At 66.6% G+C, this 21,185-nt stretch carries 20 protein-coding genes; 11 read left to right on the top strand and 9 right to left on the bottom strand.

The window, feature by feature from the left end:
- Positions 1–147: 147 nt before the first annotated feature.
- The gene (locus tag IT350_17585; protein ID MCC6159869.1) at positions 148–1,248 is read left to right on the top strand and encodes a DUF4346 domain-containing protein; all 1,101 of its coding nucleotides are present in this window, start codon (positions 148–150) and stop codon (positions 1,246–1,248) included.
- A 135-nt stretch (positions 1,249–1,383) separates the two neighbouring features.
- Here the strand turns inward: IT350_17585 and IT350_17580 are convergent, their stop codons facing one another.
- Positions 1,384–2,232 (bottom strand): amidohydrolase, encoded by an 849-nt coding sequence (locus tag IT350_17580; protein ID MCC6159868.1) that lies wholly within the window; start codon positions 2,230–2,232, stop codon positions 1,384–1,386.
- Positions 2,233–2,353: 121 nt separating this feature from the next.
- On the opposite strand from IT350_17580, the gene IT350_17575 reads away from it, so the two are divergent.
- From IT350_17575 to IT350_17540, 8 genes are all read left to right on the top strand, one after another.
- Positions 2,354–3,397 carry a nucleotidyltransferase domain-containing protein gene (locus tag IT350_17575; GenBank protein ID MCC6159867.1) on the top strand — a complete coding sequence of 348 codons (1,044 nt, stop codon included), beginning with the start codon at positions 2,354–2,356 and terminating at the stop codon, positions 3,395–3,397.
- 37 nt (positions 3,398–3,434) lie between these two features.
- On the top strand, positions 3,435–3,683 hold the full coding sequence (locus IT350_17570; protein MCC6159866.1) for a hypothetical protein: 249 nt from the start codon (positions 3,435–3,437) through the stop codon (positions 3,681–3,683).
- The gene (locus tag IT350_17565) at positions 3,655–4,131 is read left to right on the top strand and encodes a diadenosine tetraphosphatase (protein MCC6159865.1); all 477 of its coding nucleotides are present in this window, start codon (positions 3,655–3,657) and stop codon (positions 4,129–4,131) included. The genes IT350_17570 and IT350_17565 overlap by 29 nt, the downstream gene beginning before the upstream one ends.
- 152 nt (positions 4,132–4,283) lie before the next feature.
- Positions 4,284–4,871: a hypothetical protein gene (locus tag IT350_17560; protein ID MCC6159864.1), complete on the top strand. Its 588-nt coding sequence runs from the start codon at positions 4,284–4,286 to the stop codon at positions 4,869–4,871.
- Positions 4,872–4,983: 112 nt separating this feature from the next.
- Positions 4,984–5,292: a hypothetical protein gene (locus tag IT350_17555; GenBank protein ID MCC6159863.1), complete on the top strand. Its 309-nt coding sequence runs from the start codon at positions 4,984–4,986 to the stop codon at positions 5,290–5,292.
- Between the two features lie 152 nt (positions 5,293–5,444).
- Complete coding sequence (locus IT350_17550; protein ID MCC6159862.1) at positions 5,445–6,524, top strand: hypothetical protein; 1,080 nt, start codon at positions 5,445–5,447, stop codon at positions 6,522–6,524.
- A 4-nt stretch (positions 6,525–6,528) separates the two neighbouring features.
- A complete protein-coding gene (locus IT350_17545) occupies positions 6,529–8,094 on the top strand; it encodes a hypothetical protein (GenBank protein ID MCC6159861.1) in 1,566 nt (521 codons plus the stop codon).
- 14 nt (positions 8,095–8,108) lie between these two features.
- On the top strand, positions 8,109–8,654 hold the full coding sequence (locus tag IT350_17540) for a hypothetical protein (GenBank protein ID MCC6159860.1): 546 nt from the start codon (positions 8,109–8,111) through the stop codon (positions 8,652–8,654).
- A 10-nt stretch (positions 8,655–8,664) separates the two neighbouring features.
- Here IT350_17540 and IT350_17535 read toward each other — a convergent pair whose 3' ends face one another.
- Entirely contained in the window at positions 8,665–10,059 is a 1,395-nt protein-coding gene (locus IT350_17535) for a cobalamin-dependent protein (GenBank protein MCC6159859.1), read from the bottom strand.
- A gap of 279 nt (positions 10,060–10,338) precedes the next feature.
- On the opposite strand from IT350_17535, the gene IT350_17530 reads away from it, so the two are divergent.
- Positions 10,339–11,085 (top strand): outer membrane lipoprotein-sorting protein, encoded by a 747-nt coding sequence (locus IT350_17530; protein MCC6159858.1) that lies wholly within the window; start codon positions 10,339–10,341, stop codon positions 11,083–11,085.
- 11 nt (positions 11,086–11,096) lie between these two features.
- Here the strand turns inward: IT350_17530 and IT350_17525 are convergent, their stop codons facing one another.
- From IT350_17525 to maf, 7 genes are all read right to left on the bottom strand, one after another.
- Complete coding sequence (locus tag IT350_17525; protein ID MCC6159857.1) at positions 11,097–13,601, bottom strand: hypothetical protein; 2,505 nt, start codon at positions 13,599–13,601, stop codon at positions 11,097–11,099.
- 129 nt (positions 13,602–13,730) lie between these two features.
- A complete protein-coding gene (locus tag IT350_17520) occupies positions 13,731–14,375 on the bottom strand; it encodes a zinc ribbon domain-containing protein (protein ID MCC6159856.1) in 645 nt (214 codons plus the stop codon).
- 21 nt (positions 14,376–14,396) lie between these two features.
- The gene (locus IT350_17515; protein MCC6159855.1) at positions 14,397–14,759 is read right to left on the bottom strand and encodes a zinc ribbon domain-containing protein; all 363 of its coding nucleotides are present in this window, start codon (positions 14,757–14,759) and stop codon (positions 14,397–14,399) included.
- Between the two features lie 37 nt (positions 14,760–14,796).
- Complete coding sequence (locus tag IT350_17510; GenBank protein MCC6159854.1) at positions 14,797–17,358, bottom strand: helix-hairpin-helix domain-containing protein; 2,562 nt, start codon at positions 17,356–17,358, stop codon at positions 14,797–14,799.
- A gap of 92 nt (positions 17,359–17,450) precedes the next feature.
- Entirely contained in the window at positions 17,451–19,190 is a 1,740-nt protein-coding gene (locus tag IT350_17505) for a hypothetical protein (protein MCC6159853.1), read from the bottom strand.
- A gap of 7 nt (positions 19,191–19,197) precedes the next feature.
- Positions 19,198–19,884 carry a YggS family pyridoxal phosphate-dependent enzyme gene (locus tag IT350_17500; protein ID MCC6159852.1) on the bottom strand — a complete coding sequence of 229 codons (687 nt, stop codon included), beginning with the start codon at positions 19,882–19,884 and terminating at the stop codon, positions 19,198–19,200.
- Entirely contained in the window at positions 19,881–20,486 is a 606-nt protein-coding gene (maf, locus tag IT350_17495; protein ID MCC6159851.1) for a septum formation inhibitor Maf, read from the bottom strand. The genes IT350_17500 and maf overlap by 4 nt, the downstream gene beginning before the upstream one ends.
- Before the next feature lie 97 nt (positions 20,487–20,583).
- Here maf and IT350_17490 point away from each other — a divergent pair.
- A partial coding sequence (locus IT350_17490) for a phospholipid carrier-dependent glycosyltransferase (protein ID MCC6159850.1) occupies positions 20,584–21,185 on the top strand: 602 nt, incomplete at its 3' end.

The following is a 21,185-nucleotide window of genomic DNA, read 5'->3' as shown; positions in this document are numbered from 1 at the left end:
TGTCAAAAGAAAAATACGTCCAGATCGATTTTCTCGTCGCGCAACCGGTTGCGCGCGACGAACGCCCGATGAATTTTTTCCGAACTTTCTGTTCTTCGTGACGAGCCCCCTTGTCGCCGCGCCGCCTTGCGCCTAGAAGTGACTCGCATGTCGAACTCGGATGCCATCTCTGCGGCGCGCGACGTCGCCTCGGCGCGCGAAAAGTTGCGCCTCGCGATCGACGCGCCGAAGTGCCGCGTGTGCGGTTGCCTCGCCGAATCGATCGCCGGTCTCGCGGCGATCGATGGAGTGCGCGCCCATCTCGCCGATCTGCTCGACGAGGCCGTGCTCGCGATGGAGCCGCGGCGGTACGACTGTTTGGGCTGCGCCGAGTGCTGGCCCGTGCAGGCGCTGGCTCTGTTCGGGCCGGATGGCCCGCCCTCGCCGATCAAGCCCGCGCACGCCGGCGAGCCGCCGCTGCCCGGCGACTACCGGTTGCTCAACACGGGCGCGCCCGTCGCGGTGTGCACGCTCGGCAGCCCCGACCTCCCCGCCGAGATCGAGCGCGCGGCGTCGCCCCACATCGCAATGGCGGGGACGATGTACACGGAGAACCTCGGCATCGAACGGGTGATCGCGAATACGCTCGCGCAACCGCACCTGCGTTTTCTGATCGTGTGCGGCGAGGATGCGAAACGCGCGGTGGGCCACTTTCCCGGACGCAGCCTGCTCGCCCTCGCGAAAAACGGCGTGAACGGCGACGGCGCGATCGTGGGCGCGCCGGGCAAGCGCGCGGTGCTGCGCAACGTCACCCGTGAACAGATCGAACTGTTCCGAAATCAGGTCGAGATGATCGACCGCGTGGGGCTCGCGGACGCGGATGCGATCGCGTCGCTCGCCGGAGAACTGGCCGCTCGCAACCCGGGCCCCTTCGAGGGCGTGGCGGGCTATTCACGGCCTGCGGCCATCGTGGCGGGCCGCCCGGGCAAGCTCGTGAAGGACCCGGCAGGCTTCCTCGTCATTTACCCGGACCGCGCGCGCGGGTGCATCGTGCTCGAGCATTACAGCGCCGAAGGATTGCTGGGCGACGTGATCGAGGGGATCGACGCGCAGTGGATCTACCTGGAATCGCTCGCGCGAAACCACGTGTCGCGAATGGACCACGCGGCCTACATGGGGGTCGAACTCGCCCGGGCGCAGCGCGCGCTGGAGCGCGGCGAACCTTACGTGCAGGACCGCGCCCCCGGCGATCTCGACGAGGACGAGTAGGGCCGGGTCGGTGTCGAAGCCTCTTCGACAATCTGCTCAATGTCCTGAGGTAAATTACTCAATAACCTGAGTAAATTGTCAAGTCTTTGAAAATCCTGCGCTTTTTCCCGAAGTCTCCGACTTCTGGCGCCGATCTCACGCCCCGATCCGGAAGACCCGCTCGGCGTTGCCCCACAAAAACAGCTCGCGGCGCTCATCGTCGAGACCGAGATCGTCGAGGTGTTCCAGGCAGACCGTCGGCGCGATCATCGGATAGTTGGACCCGAACAGGACCTTGCGCTTGCCGTTGGTGCGCATGTATTCGACGAGTTCGCGCGGATAGCGGCGGACCGTGTAAGCCGAAGTGTCGATGTACACATTTGGGTGCTTGGTGGCCACCGCGATCATCTCCTGCGTCCACGGGTAACCGATGTGGCCGCAGACGATGGTGAGTTCGGGAAAATCGAGAGCGACCTCGTCGATGTACGGGATCGGCCGACCCGGTTCGGAGGGGTGCAGCGGCCCCGTGTGCCCCACCTGCACGCAGATCGGAATCCCCAGCTCCACGCACTCCGTGTAAATCGGATAGAAGTGGCGGTCCGTCGGCGGCAGGTTCCAGAACCACGGGAGTTGCCGAACGGCGATGAAACCGCGCTGCTTGACCAAGCGGCGCAGCTCGCGCACCGCTTCCATCGGGCGATACAGATCCACCGAGGCGACAGCCGCGAAGCGATCCGGGTTCGCGGCGACGAGCGCGGCGACCTCGTCGTTCGTGATGAGCGGCCCGCCCGGTCCCCACCACGCGCAGATGAGGCCCTTTTGGATTCCGGCGGCGTCCATCGCGCCGAGCGTGACCTCGATGGGGACCGTGTCGACAAACGAGGTGACGCCCATCCAGCGGCGCAGCGATTCGAAGATCGGGTGATTGGCGAACGCCAGGTTGGGGTGCTGCATCCACACGTCGATGATGCGCGGCGCGTCGGTCCCGCGTGGGGCGTCGGTCATGGCTGTCTCCGATCGAACCGCTGCCATGTTATACTAGCCTCCGGCGTAGCCGCCAACACTTGGAATTGAGGGATCGAAAACGTGGACATGGGCGAGGTCCGCGTGGTAAACGGGTTTGACCATGCCAAGCGCACTGCATTCGGACATCCGCGAGGCTGCGGAGGCTCTCGACATATCCGTCGACCATTTGGAATCGGCAGCCGTACGCGCAGACCAAATCGTCCGCGACGCAGAGTCCGAGTTGACGAAGGCTTGCCCGCCGGCCGGCGACGAAAGCCCCTATGACGTGGTCGTACTTGGCTCCGTGGCTCGGGGCGAAGTCACCGTGGGTAGCGATGTCGACTATCTCGTCATCGCCTACGCCCTTCCCCCCATGGGACACTTGGATTTCAGTCACAAGCTGCTGAAAAGCATGGATAATTTCGTAAACAATTATTCTAAAGAAACCGCTTTGAAAGCACCTGGCGCGACAGGCATTTTCGGAAAGGTCGTCGCGGCGGCGGACTTGTTCGAGCGAATAGGATTGGAGCAGGACACGAACCTGACGCAGACGCGCAGGGTCTTACTCTACGAAGAGAGCCGGTCGATCTACCGACCTGACTTGTGGGATCAACTTATACAATCCATTATCGGACGTTATTTACATGATAATCCACATAAAAACGGTCCACCGAGATTCTTGATCAACGACACGATTCGCTACTGGCGCACGCTGGCGGTGGACTATCAGGCGAAGCGGTGGGACATGCTCAAACCCGACTGGGGCTTGCGCTATCTAAAACTGATCATCACGAGAAAACTGACGTTCGCCGGGACCATGGCGTCTTTGCTTCTCACGGAAGACCCGGCGCGCGTGTGGCTTCACGACCAATTTCGGAAGCCGCCGCTTGCGCGCCTGGCCCAGCTCCACTCCCGTTTGGAGAAGCCGTTTGACGAGGATCTCAGAACCGTGCTGGAAGTTGCCGAAGAGTTCGTGGGAGCCCTCGGGCAAGACGAATTCCGAATACGAGTGCGGAAGGTGGAATCCCCTGCGGATAGCGGAATCGTTCCGGAGTTCGACCGTTTTCGGAAAATGGCACAGGAGCGACTGCAGCCGAGTCTCGAACGGTTATTTTTCGAGTCCGGATTGCTGAAGGAAAAAAGCCGGAAGTATTTGAGTTTCTGACGCGCGTGCCGATGCGATTTCAAGGAGGTGGCAATCCATGGCGCCTGTCATTCACGAGTCAACGCCCAGAGAAGTGGAAATCCTTGATCAGATTCGAGAGGAGGTGGACCGAGAGTTGAAGCGCGCGAACAAGACGCCGCGCGACATCGCGGATCGGCTCCAAATGGTTCCTTCGGGTGCCGAGATGCTTTTCGCTCACCAGCGCTGGTCGCTCGAAACGGCGTTTCGAGTTGCCGAAGCCTTGGGGATTCGCATCGATGTCCAGCTCGCTCTCTCGGAACGCTGAGTCCGCCGCGCACTCGAATGCGTGCGCGCAGTGCGGCTTTTCGCTCTGGCTGCCGATTGCTGCACTGGATGTGTCCACGCTCGGACTCTATAACGACGCGCGCTTTCCGGGCCGCTGCATTCTCGCGCTCAACGACCACGCGGAGGACTTCGCCCTGATCCCGGAAAAGCTTGCGTTCGAATTCGTTCTCGATGCCCGACACGCGGCGCGCGCGATTGCGATCGCGATGAAAGTCCCGAGAGTCAACTACGCGATTCTCGGCAACGCCGAGCCGCACGTCCATTTCCATCTCATTCCCCGAAACCCCTCTGATGATCCCGTTCCGAACCGCTCGCCGTGGAACCATCCCGATCCCGTCCGAAAACTTGCCCCGGACCTGCGCGACGAAATTCGTTCTGGAATTGCCGCTGCCTTGGAACACCTCCGGAACCCGAACACGCGAGACTGAGTCGAACGGCCCGCCGAAACTCTCGGTTCGCGTCAGTCCGCGGTCGGAATTGCCCGACACCGGTTTGACCCGCCCCGGACCTTTCGATATGGTGGCGCGATTCGACATGGGACATCGCGTTTCGCCCTCATAGGGCGATATTGGGGGCATTCTTGAAGACGCTTCGACTTCTCTTTGTGGCCGTCGTTCTCGTCGCCGTGCTCGGCGCGTGTCAGAAACCCGTGGACGACGGATCGCTTCCCACCGAACAGGCGAAAGGTCCCATCGACACGGTCCAGAACTGGACCGTCGGCGATGGCCTCAAGTTGAGCGAGCGAATCGCGAAGGGTTTGGCCGGGATGCGCGGCAAGGGCGCGCGCGTGGACGAAAAGGGATGGCGCGCGTACCCCGGCCCGTCGGACTGCGCGGGATGCACGCTGGTGCATTACGTGGTGGCGATCAACGGCGAGTCCGAGAAGTATGAATTTCTCGTCAAGGACGGCGGGAAGGCCGTCGAGGGCGTGAACGAAGGGACCAAGATTCTCCTCGCGGGCCCCGCGCCGCGCGCGCCGAAGGCGGTTACGTCCGTCGTTCCCGCGGGAGCTTCGCCCGAGGGTGCGGCTTCCGTCGCGCCCCCGGTCCCGGTCGCGCCCGCGGCGCCGGGATCGCCGCCCGTGCCGAGTTCGCCTCCTGCTCCGTCGGCGGCGGCGCCCGCGCCTTCAGCGAGTCCTTCCGGACCGGCTCCCACCGAGACGAAGTGACGGGCCCGGCGTAAACCCTCGATTCAGCTTGACCGTTCTCGCGTTAAGGTGATAAAAACGCTCGGATTCTTCCTAAAAAACCCGACCGCGTGTCGGCGAGACGGGAGGCACCATGAAACGGTTTGCCCTGGCCTTGGTCGTGGTGATGATGGTGACGGCGGCGATCGGCGCGACGGCGCACGCGGCGTCGGCACAAAAAGTTGAAATGCTGATGGGCAAGGTGCTCGAAACCTATACCCTTCCCACCGACTTCGGCAACGTTTACTTCAACCAGGGCGACATCAAGCGCTTCGTGCACGCGGCCGCCAAGCTGCGTCCGGTGGATCTGGGATTGTTCACCACCGACACGGGTCACGTCGTCCGCATCAAGGCGACGCACTTCGATCGCGGCGTCGCGACGCTGCTCGTCACCGTGAAATGATCGCCGCCGCGGTTCCGGTCGGGTTCGCCGACTGGCTGCGAGCGACGTGAATCAGGGGCTGATCGGCTCCTCGAAAGGACACCCGCCCGATATCGGGGCGGGTGTTCGTGTCTTCGGGGCTCGGCGCTTCGCAAGCCCTCCGGGTGGGCTCCATGGACTGGCTGCTCGTCGCTTTATTCGGCCTTCCGCTGCTGGGCGGAGTGCTCACGTCGCTCTCGCCCGGACGCGGCTCCCGGCCAGGGCGGCTGCTCGGCGCGGCCGCGCCGATCGCGACATCGCTATGCGTCGTCATCATGGCGGGCATCGTGTACCGGCGGTTTTTCGTTCCGCTCGGAGCAGCCCAGCTTTACGTCTACTACGGCGACTGGTTCTCGGCCGGATCGCTCCACGCCGATTTCAGCCTGCGCATGGACACGGCTGCGGGCGTCATCTGCCTCGGACTTGCGTTCGTCGGGTCCGCGCAACAGTGGGTTGCATGGCGGCGCGGATGGGATGAGCGCCTGCGCGGCGCACTCGCCGCGATGCTCACCGCCAACCTGCTCTTCGTGCTGTCCGACAATCTGATTCCGGTCGTCGCGGCGCTTGTCGCCATGGGACCGCTGTCCGCGATCGCCCACTGGTGGCGGGTGCGTCCCGACACCGATCACGAACGCCACCTGCACGTCCTGCTCATTCATGGCGCGGGCGACGCCATGGCGATCATCGGCACCCTGCTCATCTACGCCGCGCTCGGGACGCTGTCCTATAAGGGCATCGCGGCGGAGACGCTCGCGTCCGCCGGTCCGGCGATCTCGATGCGCGCGGGCGCGGCGCTCCTTCTGCTGGGCGTCGCGATCCGCAGCGGACCGGGCATGCCGAACGCGGTCGCGCCGCTCGGTGCAATGGTCTACGTGGGCTGGCGGCTCGACGCGCTCGTGAAGTCCGTCCCGCCGTCGGTGCTCGCCCTCGTTTGCGGCCTCGCGGCGATCGTCTCGATGACGCATCTGGCGGGATATGCGCGCGCCGGGCGCGAAGCGGACCTGATGGAAGCGCGCGCGTATCGCCACGTCGGGTCGTTCTTTCGCGAGTTTCTCGACGACACATTGCTGCGTCATCTGACGGAGAGCCCGGCGAAGGCGGCGCTCGCTGCGGCCGGCGCGGTGTCACGGATCGGCTCGCGTCCCACCGGCGCGGTCGCCATCGCCCTGGTCGCGCTGCTGGTCGCGCTCGCCGTCTGGCGGCAGGTCGGGTGAGCACATGACCGCGCTCGACGCCATCGTCGTGATCCCGCTCGTGAGCGCCGTCGTGTGCGCCCTGATTCCCGCGCGCTTCGCCACGGGGCGTGCGTCCGTCGCCGCGACCGCGTGCGCCGCTTCGCTCGCGGTCGCGTTGACGCTCTTCGCGGGACATCATCCGCAGATCGACGACCCGGCCACGCAGTGGATCGACGCCCCGGCGCGCTCGCTCGTGGCCGCATGGTCGGTGCGCTGGGCGCCCGCGGCCGACGGCGTTGCGTTGCTGCTTGCGTCCTTGTTCACCGGGCTCGGATTCGTCGTGATGCTCTTTCCCCGTGAACGGCGCGAGCGATTCGAACCGCTGGCGCTCGGCGCGCTGGGCGCCGCGCTCGCCGCGGTTCTCTCGACCGACCTGTTCGTGTTCCTGGCGGCCTCCGACACCGCGCTCGCGCTGCTGCTGATCGCGTCGGCGTCGAGCCGCGTCGAGGCGGCCGGCGCGGTGCGCCGGGCGTGCGTGTGGCATGTGCTTTTCGCGCTGCCGTTGTGGTTCGTCGCGTTTCATCTGCATTGGATCGGGGGAGGGGCGGGGTTTGATCTGCCCCGGCTGGTGTCGGCGGCGATCGAGGTGTCCGGGTCGGATCGTCAAGCCCTTGCGTTGGCGATGGTGGCGGGTTTCGGGGGGCGCATCGGCCTCGTGCCCGCCCATCGGTGGTCCACCGAGCTTGCGGCCGCGAGCCCGCCGACCGTGGCGACGCTGCTCTATCCGTTCGTGTCGTATCTCGCCGCATACGGCATCTGGCGATTCGCATTTCCTCTCTTCCCCGACGCATCCGCCGCGCTCGGGCCGCCCGCCGGCTGGTTCGCGGCGATCGGCCTCGTGTATCTGGGGTTCCTCGCTTACACCGACGAAGACCCGGTCCGCATGTTCGCGCACATCTGCACGGCGCTCGGCTCGCTGATGGTCGTGGGTCTCGTCAGCCTCTCGCGACCCGCGGTCGCGGGCGCGATGGTGCTGATGCTCAGCCAGGGGCTCGTCATGGGTGCGCTGTTCCTCGTGCTGGCCGCGCTCTCGGCGCGCGGGCACTGGTCGCTGGCGACGGTGGCGACCGAGATGCCGCAACTGACGACGATGGCGGCGATCGGGATCCTCGCCCTCGCCGGCATGCCGGGAACGGCCGGATTCGTGGCGCAGGTGCTCACGCTCGCCGGCGCGTTCGACGAACTGCCCGGCCTGACCTTCGTCGGCGCGCTGGGCCTCGCGCCGATCACGGTCGCGCTGATCGCATTGCAGCGTCGCGCCGCGCCAGACGCCGCGCCGCCCGTCGCCTACGTACGCCTCGCGAAGCGCACGATGAGCTGGCGAGAAACGGCGCCGATCACGATCCTTCTCCTCGCGGTCCTCGTCCTCGGCGTCGTTCCGGGATTCGTGCTCGACCGCATCAACCCGGCGATCGACCGCTATTGCGAGGAGGTGCGCCATCGGCGCGTCGTGGCGCTCGAACGCGGGCGGCCCGTGCGCGGCATAGAGGACCCGTTCCACACCGATGCCTCGGCGGAAAAACCCACTCCGCCGACGAAATCGCCATGAGTGCGGTGAATGCCATGAGACGCGCACTCGGAACTATCGTGGCGCTCGCGCTGACGGTCGCCGTGTGGGCCGGCACGCATGTCGTCGCGGGCCTTGCGATCGCCGAACGAGCGCGCGCGATCTCGGCGGTGTACGCCGCCGCCTGGGTTGGCGTGATCGTGACGTCGCTCCTCGCGCTGGGGTTCACCCGGTCGCGCCGCGTGGTGGAGTGGGCGGGCGCGAGCCAAATAGCGCAGACCGTCGCCATCGCGTGCGCCGCGCTGCGCGAGCCCGGGCACTCCATGGCCGCGGTGCAACTTTCGGCGGGCGTGACGGCCGGTGCGTTCGCGCTGGCGATGTGGCTGGAAAACTCCGAGCGTCACGCGTGGCGATTCGCCGCGTGGCTCACGCTCGCGGGCGTGCCGCCGCTCCCCGGGTTTTTCGCGCGCATCGACGGGTGGTCGGCGATGTGGCACGCCGACCTGAAGCGGCTCGCCGTGATCTCGGCACTCGCGCAGGTCGCGGTGCTCTACGCGATTGTGCGCGCCGTCCTGGCGAGCGACGAAAACAGCACGTCGTAGCCGAGCGCCGCTACTTCTCAACTCCCAGCATCTTGCGCGCGGCGTCGAGCAGATTGCCGCGCGAACCGCTGTCGATGTTCCTGTAGGGGTTTCCCCTCGGCGCGCGGTCGCGCTTGTAGAACTTTCGAATGATCTCGGCACGCGTGCGCAACAGCGACTCGCGCGAGAGTCCGCGAGGCAGGAAATGCACGAGATCGCCCGCCGGTTCTTCGGCGTCGCATAGCACTCCCAGAGCCTCGAGCGTACGCGCGGCCCCGGCCGCGGGGCGGAAGAATTGCACGGCGATGTGGTCGAGCGACGAACGGAGGATGAAGGCTTCCGTTTCCGCGAGCGTCGCCTCGTTCTCGCCGGGCACGCCGATCGTGAATTGCCCGTGCGCCTCGATCCCCGCCGCGCGGATGCGCTCGATGGCGGCGACGATCTCGGCGGGGCCGCTGGCCTTGTGCTGGCGACGCAGGATCGCCTCGCTGCCCGAGTCGATTTGGAGCAGGATCTGACGGCATCCCGCCTCGGCCATGCGGCGCAGCCCGAACTCGCTGATGTAATGATCGGCGGACGTCAGGCACGACCACGTGACGCGCAGCCCCGCGCGCGAGATGTGCTGGCACAGCTCCACGACCTTCTTTTCGTCGAGCAGAAACGCCGCGTCCACAAAGGCGATGTCCTCCACGCGAAACGTCGCGCTCACCTGCTGCATCATTTCGAAGATGCGCAGCGACGTGTGTGCGCGATAGGGGTTCACCTGCGCACCGGGTCGTAGGCGCCGGCCCGGCATGCCGCGGGAGGTGATGAGGCACATCGAACGCTCGGAGTTGCCGAGCGGCGGCGCGGGCCGATAGTGCGAGCCGGGGTCAGGAAGCAGATCCCACGCGGGCAAGGGGAGTTCGTCGAGATCGGCCGCCGGCGAAGGTTCTTCCGTCACCACAATCTGGCCGTGGTCGCGCAGCACGAGACCGGGCACGGCGATCGCCTGCTCGGGCCGATCGAGGCAGCCGCAGAGTCCGACGAGCGGTTCCTCGGGCTCGCCGACCAGGCCGTAATCGACCGAGCGGTACATTTCGAGCGTCGTCTCGGGGAGCGCGGTCACGAAGGGTCCCTCGAAGACGACGCGCACGCCGGGACGGTACTGTTTGACTTTCGAGGCGAGTGCCGCTGACACCGCGACCGAGTATGGGTTGGTGCTGATGACCATCAGGTCGGCGGCGGTGTCGGCCGCGCGTTGCGCCGCGCGCTCCACCGAAAGATTCAGCACCGCCGCGTCGAGAATGTCCACGCCGATGTCATGGCGGCGCAGATATGCCGCGGTGATGGCCGCGCGCAGTCCTCCGCGACTGAAGCTGAGCGGACTGGGAACATCCACCCGCTCCATGCGCAGCGGCGCATTGATGAAGAGGACCTTTGGCATGTCGCACCCCGTCGCATCCCGAATCGCGAAAAAATTCAAATTTCTCGCCGGTTTTCGACCCGCGCACACGAAACCGGCGAAAAATGCGCTTTCATCGATAACGGAATCGACGCCACCGTGTCAATGGAACAGCGGACGAAGTTGACTGACAGTCATCATATTCAATGTCGATCCGCCGCCGGGATCCTGTCCGTGAAACGAAGCGTTGCGCGATACGATTGACCGGGGAGCCGGAGTATGGGAGCCATGCGGTCGATCAACCGCCGACACCGAGGGACCATGCGATCCAAACACTCACAATCCGCACTTGCTGCGCTCGCCGCACTGGCGTTGGCATTGGGATTCGTCGCGACGTCACGTTCGGAAGACCCCGTCCGCATTGCGCCGTTTTGTTCCGATACGACGCGCTCCTGGTCCGCCGAAGCCGACGTGACCACCTATCGCGAAGGCGGAAAGGTCGAAACCGCCGCGTGGTCGATCGCGATCGAGCGCACGCCCTCCGGCGAGACGCGCACGTTTCGCGTGACGACCGGGAAGAACGAGGGTGACGTCTACACCGCGAAGCGGTCGGGCATCGGCACAACCGCAACCGTTGCACGCGACTACACGCGGACGAAGCCGGGCAAGACGGCCTCGCTCGAATCGCTCGATGCCGACGACCTCTTCGCGAACACGGTCTTCTCGTTTCGCGACCTCGACGGCGGCTACGAGGACTGGCCCGTCGTCTCCGTGCTCACGAGCGCCCGCGTGGAGGGCCGACCCGTGACGACGATCGAGGCGGCCCGCGCGCCAGACGCGCCGAAACGGCTCGGCTCGTGGCGCTTCGATGTGCTCGCGAGCGGCATCGCGATCAGGACGGAGCGCTTCGACAAAAAGGGCCGCGCGATGCGCGAGGTGCGACTCGGCAACTTCGCCGAGGTGGACGGCGCGACCGTCGCCCACAAATGGGAGGCGAAGGATTTCGGCGACCGCTCACGCACGGTCGTCAATCTGCGCGACATCCGGTTCACGGGCGGGGCACCGTGAACGCGGCGGCGTTAATTCAGCCCTCTTCGCCTTATACCCGCCGGGCGTGTTTCCTCGGCTTGGCGGCGCGCCCACGATAGCTGCGGGTACCGGCGCAGGGCCTCGGTGAATTCGCGGTAGGCGGCGTCGAGGTTCGATTCGCCGCCCTGCTTCTGGAGCGACCGGCCCCGCGCATAGGCCATGAGCGCGAGTTCCCGGCAGATCGCACGCACATCGGGATCGAGGTGGTCGAGTATTCGCGCGGCGACGGCGAGCTCGGTCGCGACCGCCTCGTCCCCGGCGTCGCGCGCGCGGCGTGCGGTCTGCGTGAGCGCCCGCGCGGCGTCCTGCTCCAGCCGCCGGTCGACAACGCGTTCGTTTTCCGATCGCCGAAGATACCACAGCTCGTCGAAGAGGGCCGTCGCGGCGGCCGGGTTCGATTCGATGGCTTCGCGAATCGCCGCGCGCAGTCGTTCCTTTTCGGCGTCCGCTTCGCGTTTGGAAACGCGGTGCGAGTATCCCGTGTCGACGGCCTGCGTCGCGCCGTCCGGAGTCGGCAGCGTGATGCGCAGTCGATATTCGCCCTCGGGCGCGTCGCCCGGGATTTTGATCTTCACGAGATCGACCGGAAACTCGCCGGGGCGCCACTTCTGCGTGGGATACCAGTTCATCGCGGGCTTCTGCTTCTCGGACGCGAGCACCGCGCCGTCCGCGCCGACCAGTTCATACGCCGCTTCCATGTCCGGCATCGCCGCTCCCGCGAGGCTCCACGTCGCACGCACGCGCAGACTCTGCTTCGGCGTCGAAACGGCCGGGCGAAGCTCCACGTTCTCCAGTCGGATTCCCGCCGAGAACTCGACCGATCGCGCCGTGTCGCGCTCGGCGCGGTCCATGACGAACAGGTCCTTGCGGATGAAGTTGCCGTTCAGGCGCTCGGTGCCGAGGATGCGTTCTTCAGGCAGGCGAATGTAGTCGCGATCGAGCTTCGGATTCGTGGTGAGGTGCGAGCTGCGTCCCCATGCGTCGCGCGCGTGGATGATGTCGGGGCGCGTCTGGGCGAAGATGTAGTCGTCGACGAATTTTTCGTCCCACTGATTGACGCCGAAGGGCACGTCGCACAGCCGCCCGACGTCGCGGATCACCATGCCGCTCTTTGCGCCGATGCCGCCCATGTCGGTGTCGGCGACGGAGCCTGGGCGCAGGTCGAGACGGTCGGCAATCTCGCGAAAATATTTGCCGCGCCGCGCGAGTTTGAAGGTGTTGACCTGCGGCTTTTCGACCCAGCCTTCGACATGTTTTCGGCTCGGCTCGAACTGCCCCGCGAACAGGGCGACAGCGCCGCCGACGGCCGCGAGACCGACGAATGCCGTGGTGAGCGCGCCGTCCGCGGGGAATCGCCCGCGCGCGAGCTTCGACGCGATCCACGCGGCCCAATCCGCCGCGTTCGCCACACCGATCACGCACGCCGGAACGAGCAGCGCGGTGACGATCGAGCAGAATCGCCATTCGCGCATCCAGTCGCCGCGCGCGTAGATCGGAAAGAACAGCGTGAAGGCGAGTGCGGGCACGACGATCGCCGCGGCGCGCCAGTGCCGGCGGGAGACGGCGGCGAGCGGCGCGGCGAAGACGGCGGCGACGTAGCCGTACTCGCGCAGGTATCCGAGCAGATAGCCCCAGCCGCGCGACCGCGTGGACCACAGGCTTGCGACGGCATCGTCGGCGACCTTGCCGTAGAATGTGTTGGGAAACGGCCACGCAAAATAGCGCCAGCGCCAGAGCTGGTAGATCGCGAGCGGCGCGAGAAAGAGCATCGCGAAGACGACCTGACGGCGCGTCACACGAAGGCGCGGCAGCACCTCGGTGACGACGACGAAGAACCCCGCCATCGCGCCGAAGACCATGCCCTCGGGGCGCGTGATCGCGAGAAGAAAAAATACGAAGCCCGAAATCGGCCACGCGCGCTGATTCCCGCGTTCGCGGGCGAAGAGCGCCAGCGCCCCGAGCAGCGTTGCGGCGTACATGCCGTTTTCGAGGCCGCTGATCGCCCAGATGACGGTGGTGCCCGCCTCGCCGACCAGCGGCGGAACCGCGAACGCGGCGAGGCGCGCCCAGCCCGACGTCGCGTACCAGACGAGGAGCCCGCCGAAAAACAGTGCGATGGCGGTGCACACGATGCCCATCGGGCGAGGCACGCTCCATGGATCGATGCCGAGCTTCGCCGCGACCACGAGCAGGCCGGTCCACAGCGGATTCGAATAGCCTTCCACGCGCTCGCCGTCGGGGAAATACACGACCCCTTCGCCCCGCGCGATGTTCTCGGCGAAGACGACGCTGATGCCCGCGTCCTCGATCAGGTAGCGGTCGTCGCCCTGCCACAGCGATGCGGTGCGCGACTGGATGCGCCAGCCCCAATACGCGGACAACGCGGCGAGGATCAGTAGAAAGACGACAAAGACGGCGCGTTCGCGGGGAATCGGCGACCGCGACACGATCACCGGGCTGTCCGGGCCGGGCACGACCGCGGGCGGCTGTGCCACATGCTGATCAGTGGGTTGCGCCGCAGCCCGTTGGCCTGTTTTCTTTTTCGCCATGCGCAACCGTATAGAGATCGCCGCGCCGCTTGTCCATCCGAGGTCGCAAGGCGTATTCAGTCGCTCACCGCGGGATCATTCCTTCATGACAAACTGCGCGGGAGATTCGGCGTGTTTGACGGTAAACGTATACCCCGATTGGTTGCATGAACCGAAAATGAACGTGACGGACGAATCGACCGTCAGGGACTTGTCGTATTGCAGGAGGGATTTCAGGTCTCCGGCGTAGGATGGGCGTCCGGAGGGATTCATGATCGCCTGATCTTCGTAGAACATTTTCTGCGCGAGCATGGCGTTTCGACCGGAGCTGTAAACGGAACTTTGCGCGCCCGTCATGGTCGGGGCGGGCGCTTCGGCCAGTCGCTGGACGCTGATCCGAATGACGATCCCCAGCATCATCGCCGCGACGGCGATCACCATCGCGGCCAGCGCCAGATTTCTCCCGCCGAATCGATCCGGCCTGCGTTTGACGAGCGTCAGCATCAGCAGGCCGATCGCGATGCACGCGCCTCCGATCGGCAGCTGGATGGAGATATTCCCCGCGAAGAACACGGCCACGATCGCCAGGGCGAGGGCGACGAACGAGAGCACGTGGGGCGGCGGCGGTTTGTCGATCCACCCCGCCGGTTTGAAATCCGCCCCGCAGTAATGGCAGCGATGGGTGCCGCCGATCAGCGTCGCGCCACAGTTCGGACACTTTCGATCCGGAAAATCCGACAACGGTCGCACCACCCCGGGAACTTAGAGTCCAAATCCACGATACATGCGCACGACTTCCAGCATCGTCACGGTCGTATATGCCGAGATCGCCATCCCCGCGAAAGCTACGGCGCGACCGCGGTACTTTTTCGGGTTTCGCCTGATCGCGCGCAACGCGTCGTATCCCATGAACAGGCTGAACCCGCTGAAGATGAAACCGACGTAGGGAGCTTGAATGACCAGAAACGTCGGGAACGAAAGTCCGAGCGAGACGAAGGCCGCCCAATGGTAGCGGGGACCGTCGGCCTTTGCTCCGACAGGCGCGGACCAATCGGCGCCGCAGTGACCGCAGCGAACGCCCGATTCGAGAGGCGCGCCGCAGTTGGGGCAGTTGCGAGATCCCATGACGCACGACCAAAGAGCGACGACCAAAGACCGAAAATCACTTCTTCTTCGCGTCTTCCTCTTTCATCACGATCTTGCCGTCGACGATCACGAGATTCGCGAAGGGACGCCAGCCCTCGGGCTCGCGTCGGGGCGGAGCTTTATCGCCGCCGTCGCGCCCGCCGCGATCACGCCCGCCGCGTCCGTCTCCGCTTCGGGCCAGGGCCTGATCTCGCCCGTCCTTCCATCCGCGATCATCGCGTCGGTCTCGCCGTTCGGGGCGAGGGCCCTCATCGCGTCGCGGCGCGCGTTCGTCCGACCGCCGCGGACGCACTTCGCCCCTCGGCGGTCCGTCGAGACGCACTTCGCCCTCGGCGACTTCGGGACCGTTCGGACGCGGTGGGCGAGGCGCACGCGGCGCTCCCTCGGCCGCGGCCGGCGCGGGCGGCGGACGTCTGACCGGCCGCTCGGGCTTCGGTTCGGCGGCGCGAATCGACAAACTGATGCGTCGACGCTTCGCGTCCACCTCGGTCACCACAACGTCCACCACCTGCCCGATGCACACGACATCCTGCGGGTGATCGATGCGCCGGTGCGTGAGCTGGGACATGTGCACGAGGCCGTCCTGAAGCAGACCGATATCGACGAACGCGCCGTAGTCGGTGACGTTCGCGATCACGCCGGTCAGCTTCTTGCCGACCTGCAGGTCTTCCAGCGAACGAATCCCCTCGTTCGTCACCGGCGGCCGGAACGGGCCGCGCGGGTCGGGCCACGGGCGTTCGAGCTGCTCGCGGATGTGCGTGAGCGTGGGCTCGCCGACGTTTTCGTCGAGGTACTTCGAGATGTCGATGCGCGCGCGCACGGCCGGATCGGCCGGCAGTGCGGCGAGATCCACGCCGAGATCCTCGGCCATCTTCTCGACGATGGGATAGCGCTCGGGGTGGATCGCCGTCATGTCGAGCGGATTCTCGCCCGCCACGCGCAGATACGGCGCGCACTGGTCGAACGAGGTCGGCGTCATCTTCTTGACCTGATGCAGCGCCGAGCGCGTCCGGAATCCGGTGTTTTGTTCTCGGAACGCGACGATATTCTTCGCCAGCACCGGGCCGACGCCCGCGACAAACGAGATGGGCCGGTAGTGCGCCGTGTTGAGATCGACGCCGACCGAGCACACGCACAACGTCGTCACGCGCAGCAGGCGGTCCAGCAGCGCGGTGCGATCGACGTCGTGGTGATACGGCGACGAGCCGATCGAGCGCGGATCGATCTTGACGAGCTCGAATAGCGGGTCCTGCAATCGGCGCGCGAGGCTGACGGCGCGGCGGTGATGCTGCTCGAGATCGGGCATGTCGTCGCGGCCTACGGGGCTGGTGGAATACACCGCCGCCTCGGCTTCGGGAACGGCCACGATGGTCACGCCGGCAAGGCCCATATTGGCGACGAGGGTTTCGACCGACGCGCGCACCGCCTGCGCGCCCGGCGCCTTGGCGATGGCAATGCCCTCCGGCTTGTGCGCATCGATCATACGCGCGAGCGTCACCTCGGCCTCGGGCATGAGCGTGGCACCGGCCTGGTCGAGCGCCGCGACCTCGATCAGCTTGCCCGCGCCGTCCACGACCGCGGCGGTGAATCCGCGGTCGGCGTGCGTCGCGACGGCCATGACGACCTTCGGTCCGAAAGGCGGTTCGAGCAGGAGATCGCGCAGGTTCGCGGCGATCAGGTCGATCGCCTCGGCGTCCGACGTTTCTCGCAGCTTCATGCGCACATCGCCCTCGATCGAGGGCGCGAGCAGGCGGTCGTAGGCGTCCTCGATCGCGGCCTCGAGCTGATCGAGGAACGGCGAATCGACGTTGCGGATGACGGTCTTGCGGCATTCGGCGAGAGCCGCCTCGCGCTCGACCACGATGTGGATCGAGAGCAGTCCTTCTTTTTCGCCGCGACGCAGGATCATGACATCCTTGACCGCCGCGCCCTGCGCGAGCTCGTTCCAGTTGAAGTATTCGCGGTACTTGGCCGCCGCGCGGTCGTCCACGCCCTCGGCCGGGCGAGACGCGACGTGCCCGGTCGCGTACGCGAGCCGCCTCAGCCCGCCGCGCAGTTCGGGCAGGCAGGCGATGCGCTCGGCGCAGATCGCGCGCGCTCCGCTCCACGCGGCGTCCTCGTCCGCCACGTCCTTGGCCGGATCGACGAACGGCGCGGCGATATCGGCGAGCGGGCGGTCGTCGGAAGCCTGAGCCCAAATGAGTTCGGCCAGCGGGGCGAGTCCCGACTCGGTCGCTTTTTGCGCGCGGGTCGCGGGCTTGGGGCGATAGGGCTGAAAGAGATCTTCGAGATCCTGCCGGTTGTCGACGGCCTCGATGGCCGCGCGCAACTCGTCGGTCAGCTTGCCCTGCTCCTCGATGCTTTGCGCCACGGCATCCCGGCGCGAGACCAACTCCTTCCACGCGCGGTGGCGATCGGCGATGCGGGCGATGCGCCCGGCACTCAAGCCTCCCGTATCCTCACGGCGATAGTGCGCGATGAAAGGAATGGTCGCCTGTGCAACCAACAACTCGATGATGCGCCGCACCACCGCCGTCGAAAGCGACTGCTCCGACGCAATCCGCTCGGCCAGATCCATGTGTACGTTCCGTTGCGCGTTGCCAAAAGAAAAAGTCAGCGTCGAAGAATCATTTTGCAATCACGGGCGGGTGTCAATAGCCGTTGCGAGTTTCACGGCGTTCCCGGCGATGGGAAAACGCCCGATCCATCGGGGTTTTCGCGCGATGCGCGTCGAGCGTTCGCCGCGGCCAGACCGCGCTCGCACGCCTCGCGGATCGACATGTCGGCCGACGCCTCGCGCGCGCACTCGTCAAAACGCCGCGCCGCGAGATCGTCGTCGCCTCGCGAAAACGCGATGAATGCCGCGGCCTGCAGGCACAGCCCCTCGCGCGGGTTTGCATCGAGACATGCCGCCGCCGCCACCCCGGCCTCTTCGAACCGGCTTTCGGCGATAGCCGTCTGCGCGCGGGCGCGCTCGATCATGAGCGACGGGGCGCCCGAATTCGTCATTCGCGCGATCCACGCTCGCGCATCGACCGTTCTCCGCTCGCGCAGCGCCATCGTGACGAGCGTGTCCATCGCGCCGAAGTTTTGCGGATCGATCTCGACAAGCCGTGCGAGCGCCTCCTTGCGGCCCCGCTGGTCTCCACGCGCGGAAAGTGCGTCGGCGAGATTGCTCCACGCCACGGGGGAACGCGGCTGCGTCGCCACCGCGCGACTCCACAACGACAGATCGTCGCGCCAGTCGCGCCCGCGCAGATGCGTGGCGGCGATCAGCAAGGCGAGCGCGCACGCGAACACGAGGGTCATCCGCGACCTGGACAGCCCGATGTCGAGCGATGCCGAAACGAGCGGGGCAACCAGCGCCAGCGCAAACGCGCCGATGCCGACGTAGAGATATCGCTCGGCCATGGGAATCCAGAAAGGTACGAGGACGTGCGAGACGAGCAGCAGCGACGCCGCGAACCACGCGATGCCGAGCCGCGTGGCGACCGCGCCGCGCCGGGTGGCGACGAGCCAAGTCATCGCGACGGCGATGACCATGCCCGCGATGGTCGACGGGGCGAGTTGCGCGATCGGCGACGCGGCATAGTCGGGCGCGAGCGGATTCGGCCAGAACGCGAGCGCGACGTAGCGCGCGAAAAACGCGAAGGCCGCGGCGAGGGCCGACAGCCACGAACCGCCGTAGAACGGCGTCTCGCCGCGCGTGCCCGCGAAGACGAACTCGCGACCGAGCACGAAGGCGACGGCGAGGACGGCGAACGGCCACACGCGGCGCAGCGCCGCGCAGCGCCCGTCCTCGCGCGCGATCCACGTTTCGACCGCGAGATAAGCCGGGACGAGGATCACCGACTCGATCGCGAACATGCCGACCGCGTAGATGGCGAGCGAAGCCGTGCGATGAGCGGGCGATTTGGACGCGCGGTCGTGCGCCGCGATCGCCCACCACACGGCCGCACCGCCGAGGATCGCTTCGCGATGCCCGACGCAGAACACCGCCTCGCTCGGCGCGGGGTGCGCGGCATAGACGAGCGCCGCGGCGAGGGCGGGCCACGCCCCGACACGTCGGCGCGCGACGACGAGGAACCCGACCACCGCAAGCACGTGCCACGCGAGGCTCGACGCGCCGAACGCCCCGATCGAGCGACCGAGCAGCGCGGCGTCGATCATGTAGGTGAGGCTGACGACGGGGCGATACGTGTTTTCGCCGAAGCGTGTGAAGTATTCGCCCGAGAACAGCGCGGCGAGGTTCGCCGGGTCGGCGACTGCGGGGTTGTCGCCGACGACGAGGCGCGCGTCGTAGGTGAATTCGTTGACGAAGACGGGCGCATACGCGGCGATCGCCACGAGCGCAACCAGCGCGGCATGCGCGGCAAATCGCGACGTGACCGGGATCGATGCACTCGTCATGACGCGGTCACGGCTCGCGCGTACCAAAGATGGCGGTGCCGACGCGCACGATCGTCGCGCCTTCCTCGATGGCGGCTTCGAAGTCGCCGCTCATCCCCATCGACAGCTCCGCGAGCGGCCGCGACGGCGAGGCCAACCGGTCGCGCAACTCGCGCAGCGCGGCGAAAAACGGGCGCACGCGCTCGGCCGGCCAGAACGGCGGCATGGTCATCAGGCCGCGCACGTCGAGATGCGCGCAGGCCGATACGGCGTCGAGCAGCGCGGGCAATTCATCCGGGTTTACTCCGCCTTTTTGTTCCTCGCCTGCCAGATTGACCTGCAGAAGAACGGCGATGCGTCGTTCGAGCAGCGCGGCCCGACGATCGAGTTCCTGCGCGAGGCGCTCCGAATCGACCGTGTGCACCAGGTACGCCACCGGCGCGACGAACTTCACCTTGTTCGTCTGCAATCGACCGATGTAGTGCCAGCGCACATCCGGCGGCGCGGCGCTCGCCTTGTCCGCCAGTTCCTGCGCGTAGTTTTCGCCGAAGTCGAGATGCCCCGCGGCGTGCGCGGCCGTGACGACATCGACGGGATGCGTCTTCGAGACGGCGACGAGGGTGATCGCGGCGGGATCGCGCCCGACTTTTCGCGCGGCGGCGTCGGCGCGCTCGCGCACCGATGCCAGGTTTCGCGCGACGGCGTTGGTGGTCATGGGCGGCGTCCGAACAGCCACTCGGGGCCGACGAGCCGCTCGATGTCGAGCACGGCTTCGGCGAGCGGCAGCCCCACGACGCACGTATAGCTGCCCTCCACGCGCGTCACCAGCGACGCGCCGATACCCTGGATCGCGTAGGCGCCCGCCTTGTCCATCGGTTCGCCGGTGGCGACGTACCACTGGATGCGCTCGGGCGTGAGCGCGCGCATGAAGACGCGGCTTTGCACCACGCGGCTCTCTCGCGCGACACCCGCGGTCCATACGAGCGCGTAGCCCGTGAAGACCGTGTGATCGCGCCCGGCGAGGCGTCCGAGCATCCGCTCGGCGTCGCCCTCATTCGCGGGCTTGCCGAGAATCTCGCCATCGATCACCACGATCGTGTCCACGCCGAGCACGAGGGCGTCGTCGCGGCCGCGCGCGACCTCGTCCGCCTTGGCGTACGCGAGACGCCGCACATGCGCGTCGGGCGTTTCGCCGTGCATCTCGTCTTCCGGGACATTCGAAACGACGACCTCGAATGCGACGCCCATCTCGGCGAACATCGCCCGGCGGCGCGGCGATCCGCTGGCGAGGATGAAACGGCGGGGCTCGGACTCCATGCGGTTCTCCGTCGGCGGCGTGGGTCCGCACTTGAGCGTGTCGATCGCCGGTTATAGTCTGGCCCGATTCAGGGGACAAGGATCGGCGGTTCACCCGATGGGCGACGGCCTGGACAGCGAGACGAAGGACACCTCCTTCGGCGCGAAAACTTCTCGGCCGATGTTCGCGGCGCTTTGTCTGCTCATCCTCGCCAATACCCTTGTTTCGTCGCACGTGATCCTCGCGGACCGCGTGCCGCCCACGCACGACGTGCTCTTTATGTCGCGCGCGGCGGCGATGCTGGCGCGGGCCGTGCTCGGCGAGCCCGGTATGTGGAGCGGATTCCTCGACGCAACGCGCGACCTGTTCTACCCGCCGCTGACGCATTTCACGGCTCTGCCGTTCTCGGTGCTTTATCCCGATACGTTTGACGCGGCGGCCATGTCGATCTCGCTGTACTCCGCGATCTTGATGATGGCTGTGTTCGCCATCGGGCAGCGGCTTCGCGACGAGGCGACCGGTCTGCTCGCGGCGACGCTGGCGACGCTCTCGCCCGCGGCGCTCGGTTTTTCGCGAGTCTATCTCGTCGATTGGCCCCTCGCGGCGCTCGTCGCGGCGACGCTCGCCATGGCGCTTGCGACCGACCGTTTTTCTTCGCGGAAATTTTCGATCGCGCTCGGCGTCCTGTGCGGATGCGGGCTGCTCATCAAGCAGACCTT

The sequence above is a fragment of the Deltaproteobacteria bacterium genome, assembly GCA_020845895.1.
Classification (GTDB): Bacteria; Lernaellota; Lernaellaia; order JACKCT01; family JACKCT01; genus JADLEX01.
Note: the sequence above shows the minus strand (reverse complement) of the source record. Positions and strands in the feature narration are given on the sequence as shown.

Bases quoted from the DNA above. Each gene is read 5' to 3' on its own strand.
- IT350_17585 (MCC6159869.1), top strand. From the start codon at position 148: ATGTCGAACTCGGATGCCATCTCTGCGGCGCGCGACGTCGCCTCGGCG.
- IT350_17580 (MCC6159868.1), bottom strand. From the start codon at position 2,232: ATGACCGACGCCCCACGCGGGACCGACGCGCCGCGCATCATCGACGTG.
- IT350_17575 (MCC6159867.1), top strand. From the start codon at position 2,354: ATGCCAAGCGCACTGCATTCGGACATCCGCGAGGCTGCGGAGGCTCTC.
- IT350_17570 (MCC6159866.1), top strand. From the start codon at position 3,435: ATGGCGCCTGTCATTCACGAGTCAACGCCCAGAGAAGTGGAAATCCTT.
- IT350_17565 (MCC6159865.1), top strand. From the start codon at position 3,655: ATGTCCAGCTCGCTCTCTCGGAACGCTGAGTCCGCCGCGCACTCGAAT.
- IT350_17555 (MCC6159863.1), top strand. From the start codon at position 4,984: ATGAAACGGTTTGCCCTGGCCTTGGTCGTGGTGATGATGGTGACGGCG.
- IT350_17550 (MCC6159862.1), top strand. From the start codon at position 5,445: ATGGACTGGCTGCTCGTCGCTTTATTCGGCCTTCCGCTGCTGGGCGGA.
- IT350_17545 (MCC6159861.1), top strand. From the start codon at position 6,529: ATGACCGCGCTCGACGCCATCGTCGTGATCCCGCTCGTGAGCGCCGTC.
- IT350_17540 (MCC6159860.1), top strand. From the start codon at position 8,109: ATGAGACGCGCACTCGGAACTATCGTGGCGCTCGCGCTGACGGTCGCC.
- IT350_17535 (MCC6159859.1), bottom strand. From the start codon at position 10,059: ATGCCAAAGGTCCTCTTCATCAATGCGCCGCTGCGCATGGAGCGGGTG.
- IT350_17530 (MCC6159858.1), top strand. From the start codon at position 10,339: ATGCGATCCAAACACTCACAATCCGCACTTGCTGCGCTCGCCGCACTG.
- IT350_17515 (MCC6159855.1), bottom strand. From the start codon at position 14,759: ATGGGATCTCGCAACTGCCCCAACTGCGGCGCGCCTCTCGAATCGGGC.
- IT350_17510 (MCC6159854.1), bottom strand. From the start codon at position 17,358: ATGGATCTGGCCGAGCGGATTGCGTCGGAGCAGTCGCTTTCGACGGCG.
- IT350_17505 (MCC6159853.1), bottom strand. From the start codon at position 19,190: ATGACGAGTGCATCGATCCCGGTCACGTCGCGATTTGCCGCGCATGCC.
- IT350_17500 (MCC6159852.1), bottom strand. From the start codon at position 19,884: ATGACCACCAACGCCGTCGCGCGAAACCTGGCATCGGTGCGCGAGCGC.
- maf (MCC6159851.1), bottom strand. From the start codon at position 20,486: ATGGAGTCCGAGCCCCGCCGTTTCATCCTCGCCAGCGGATCGCCGCGC.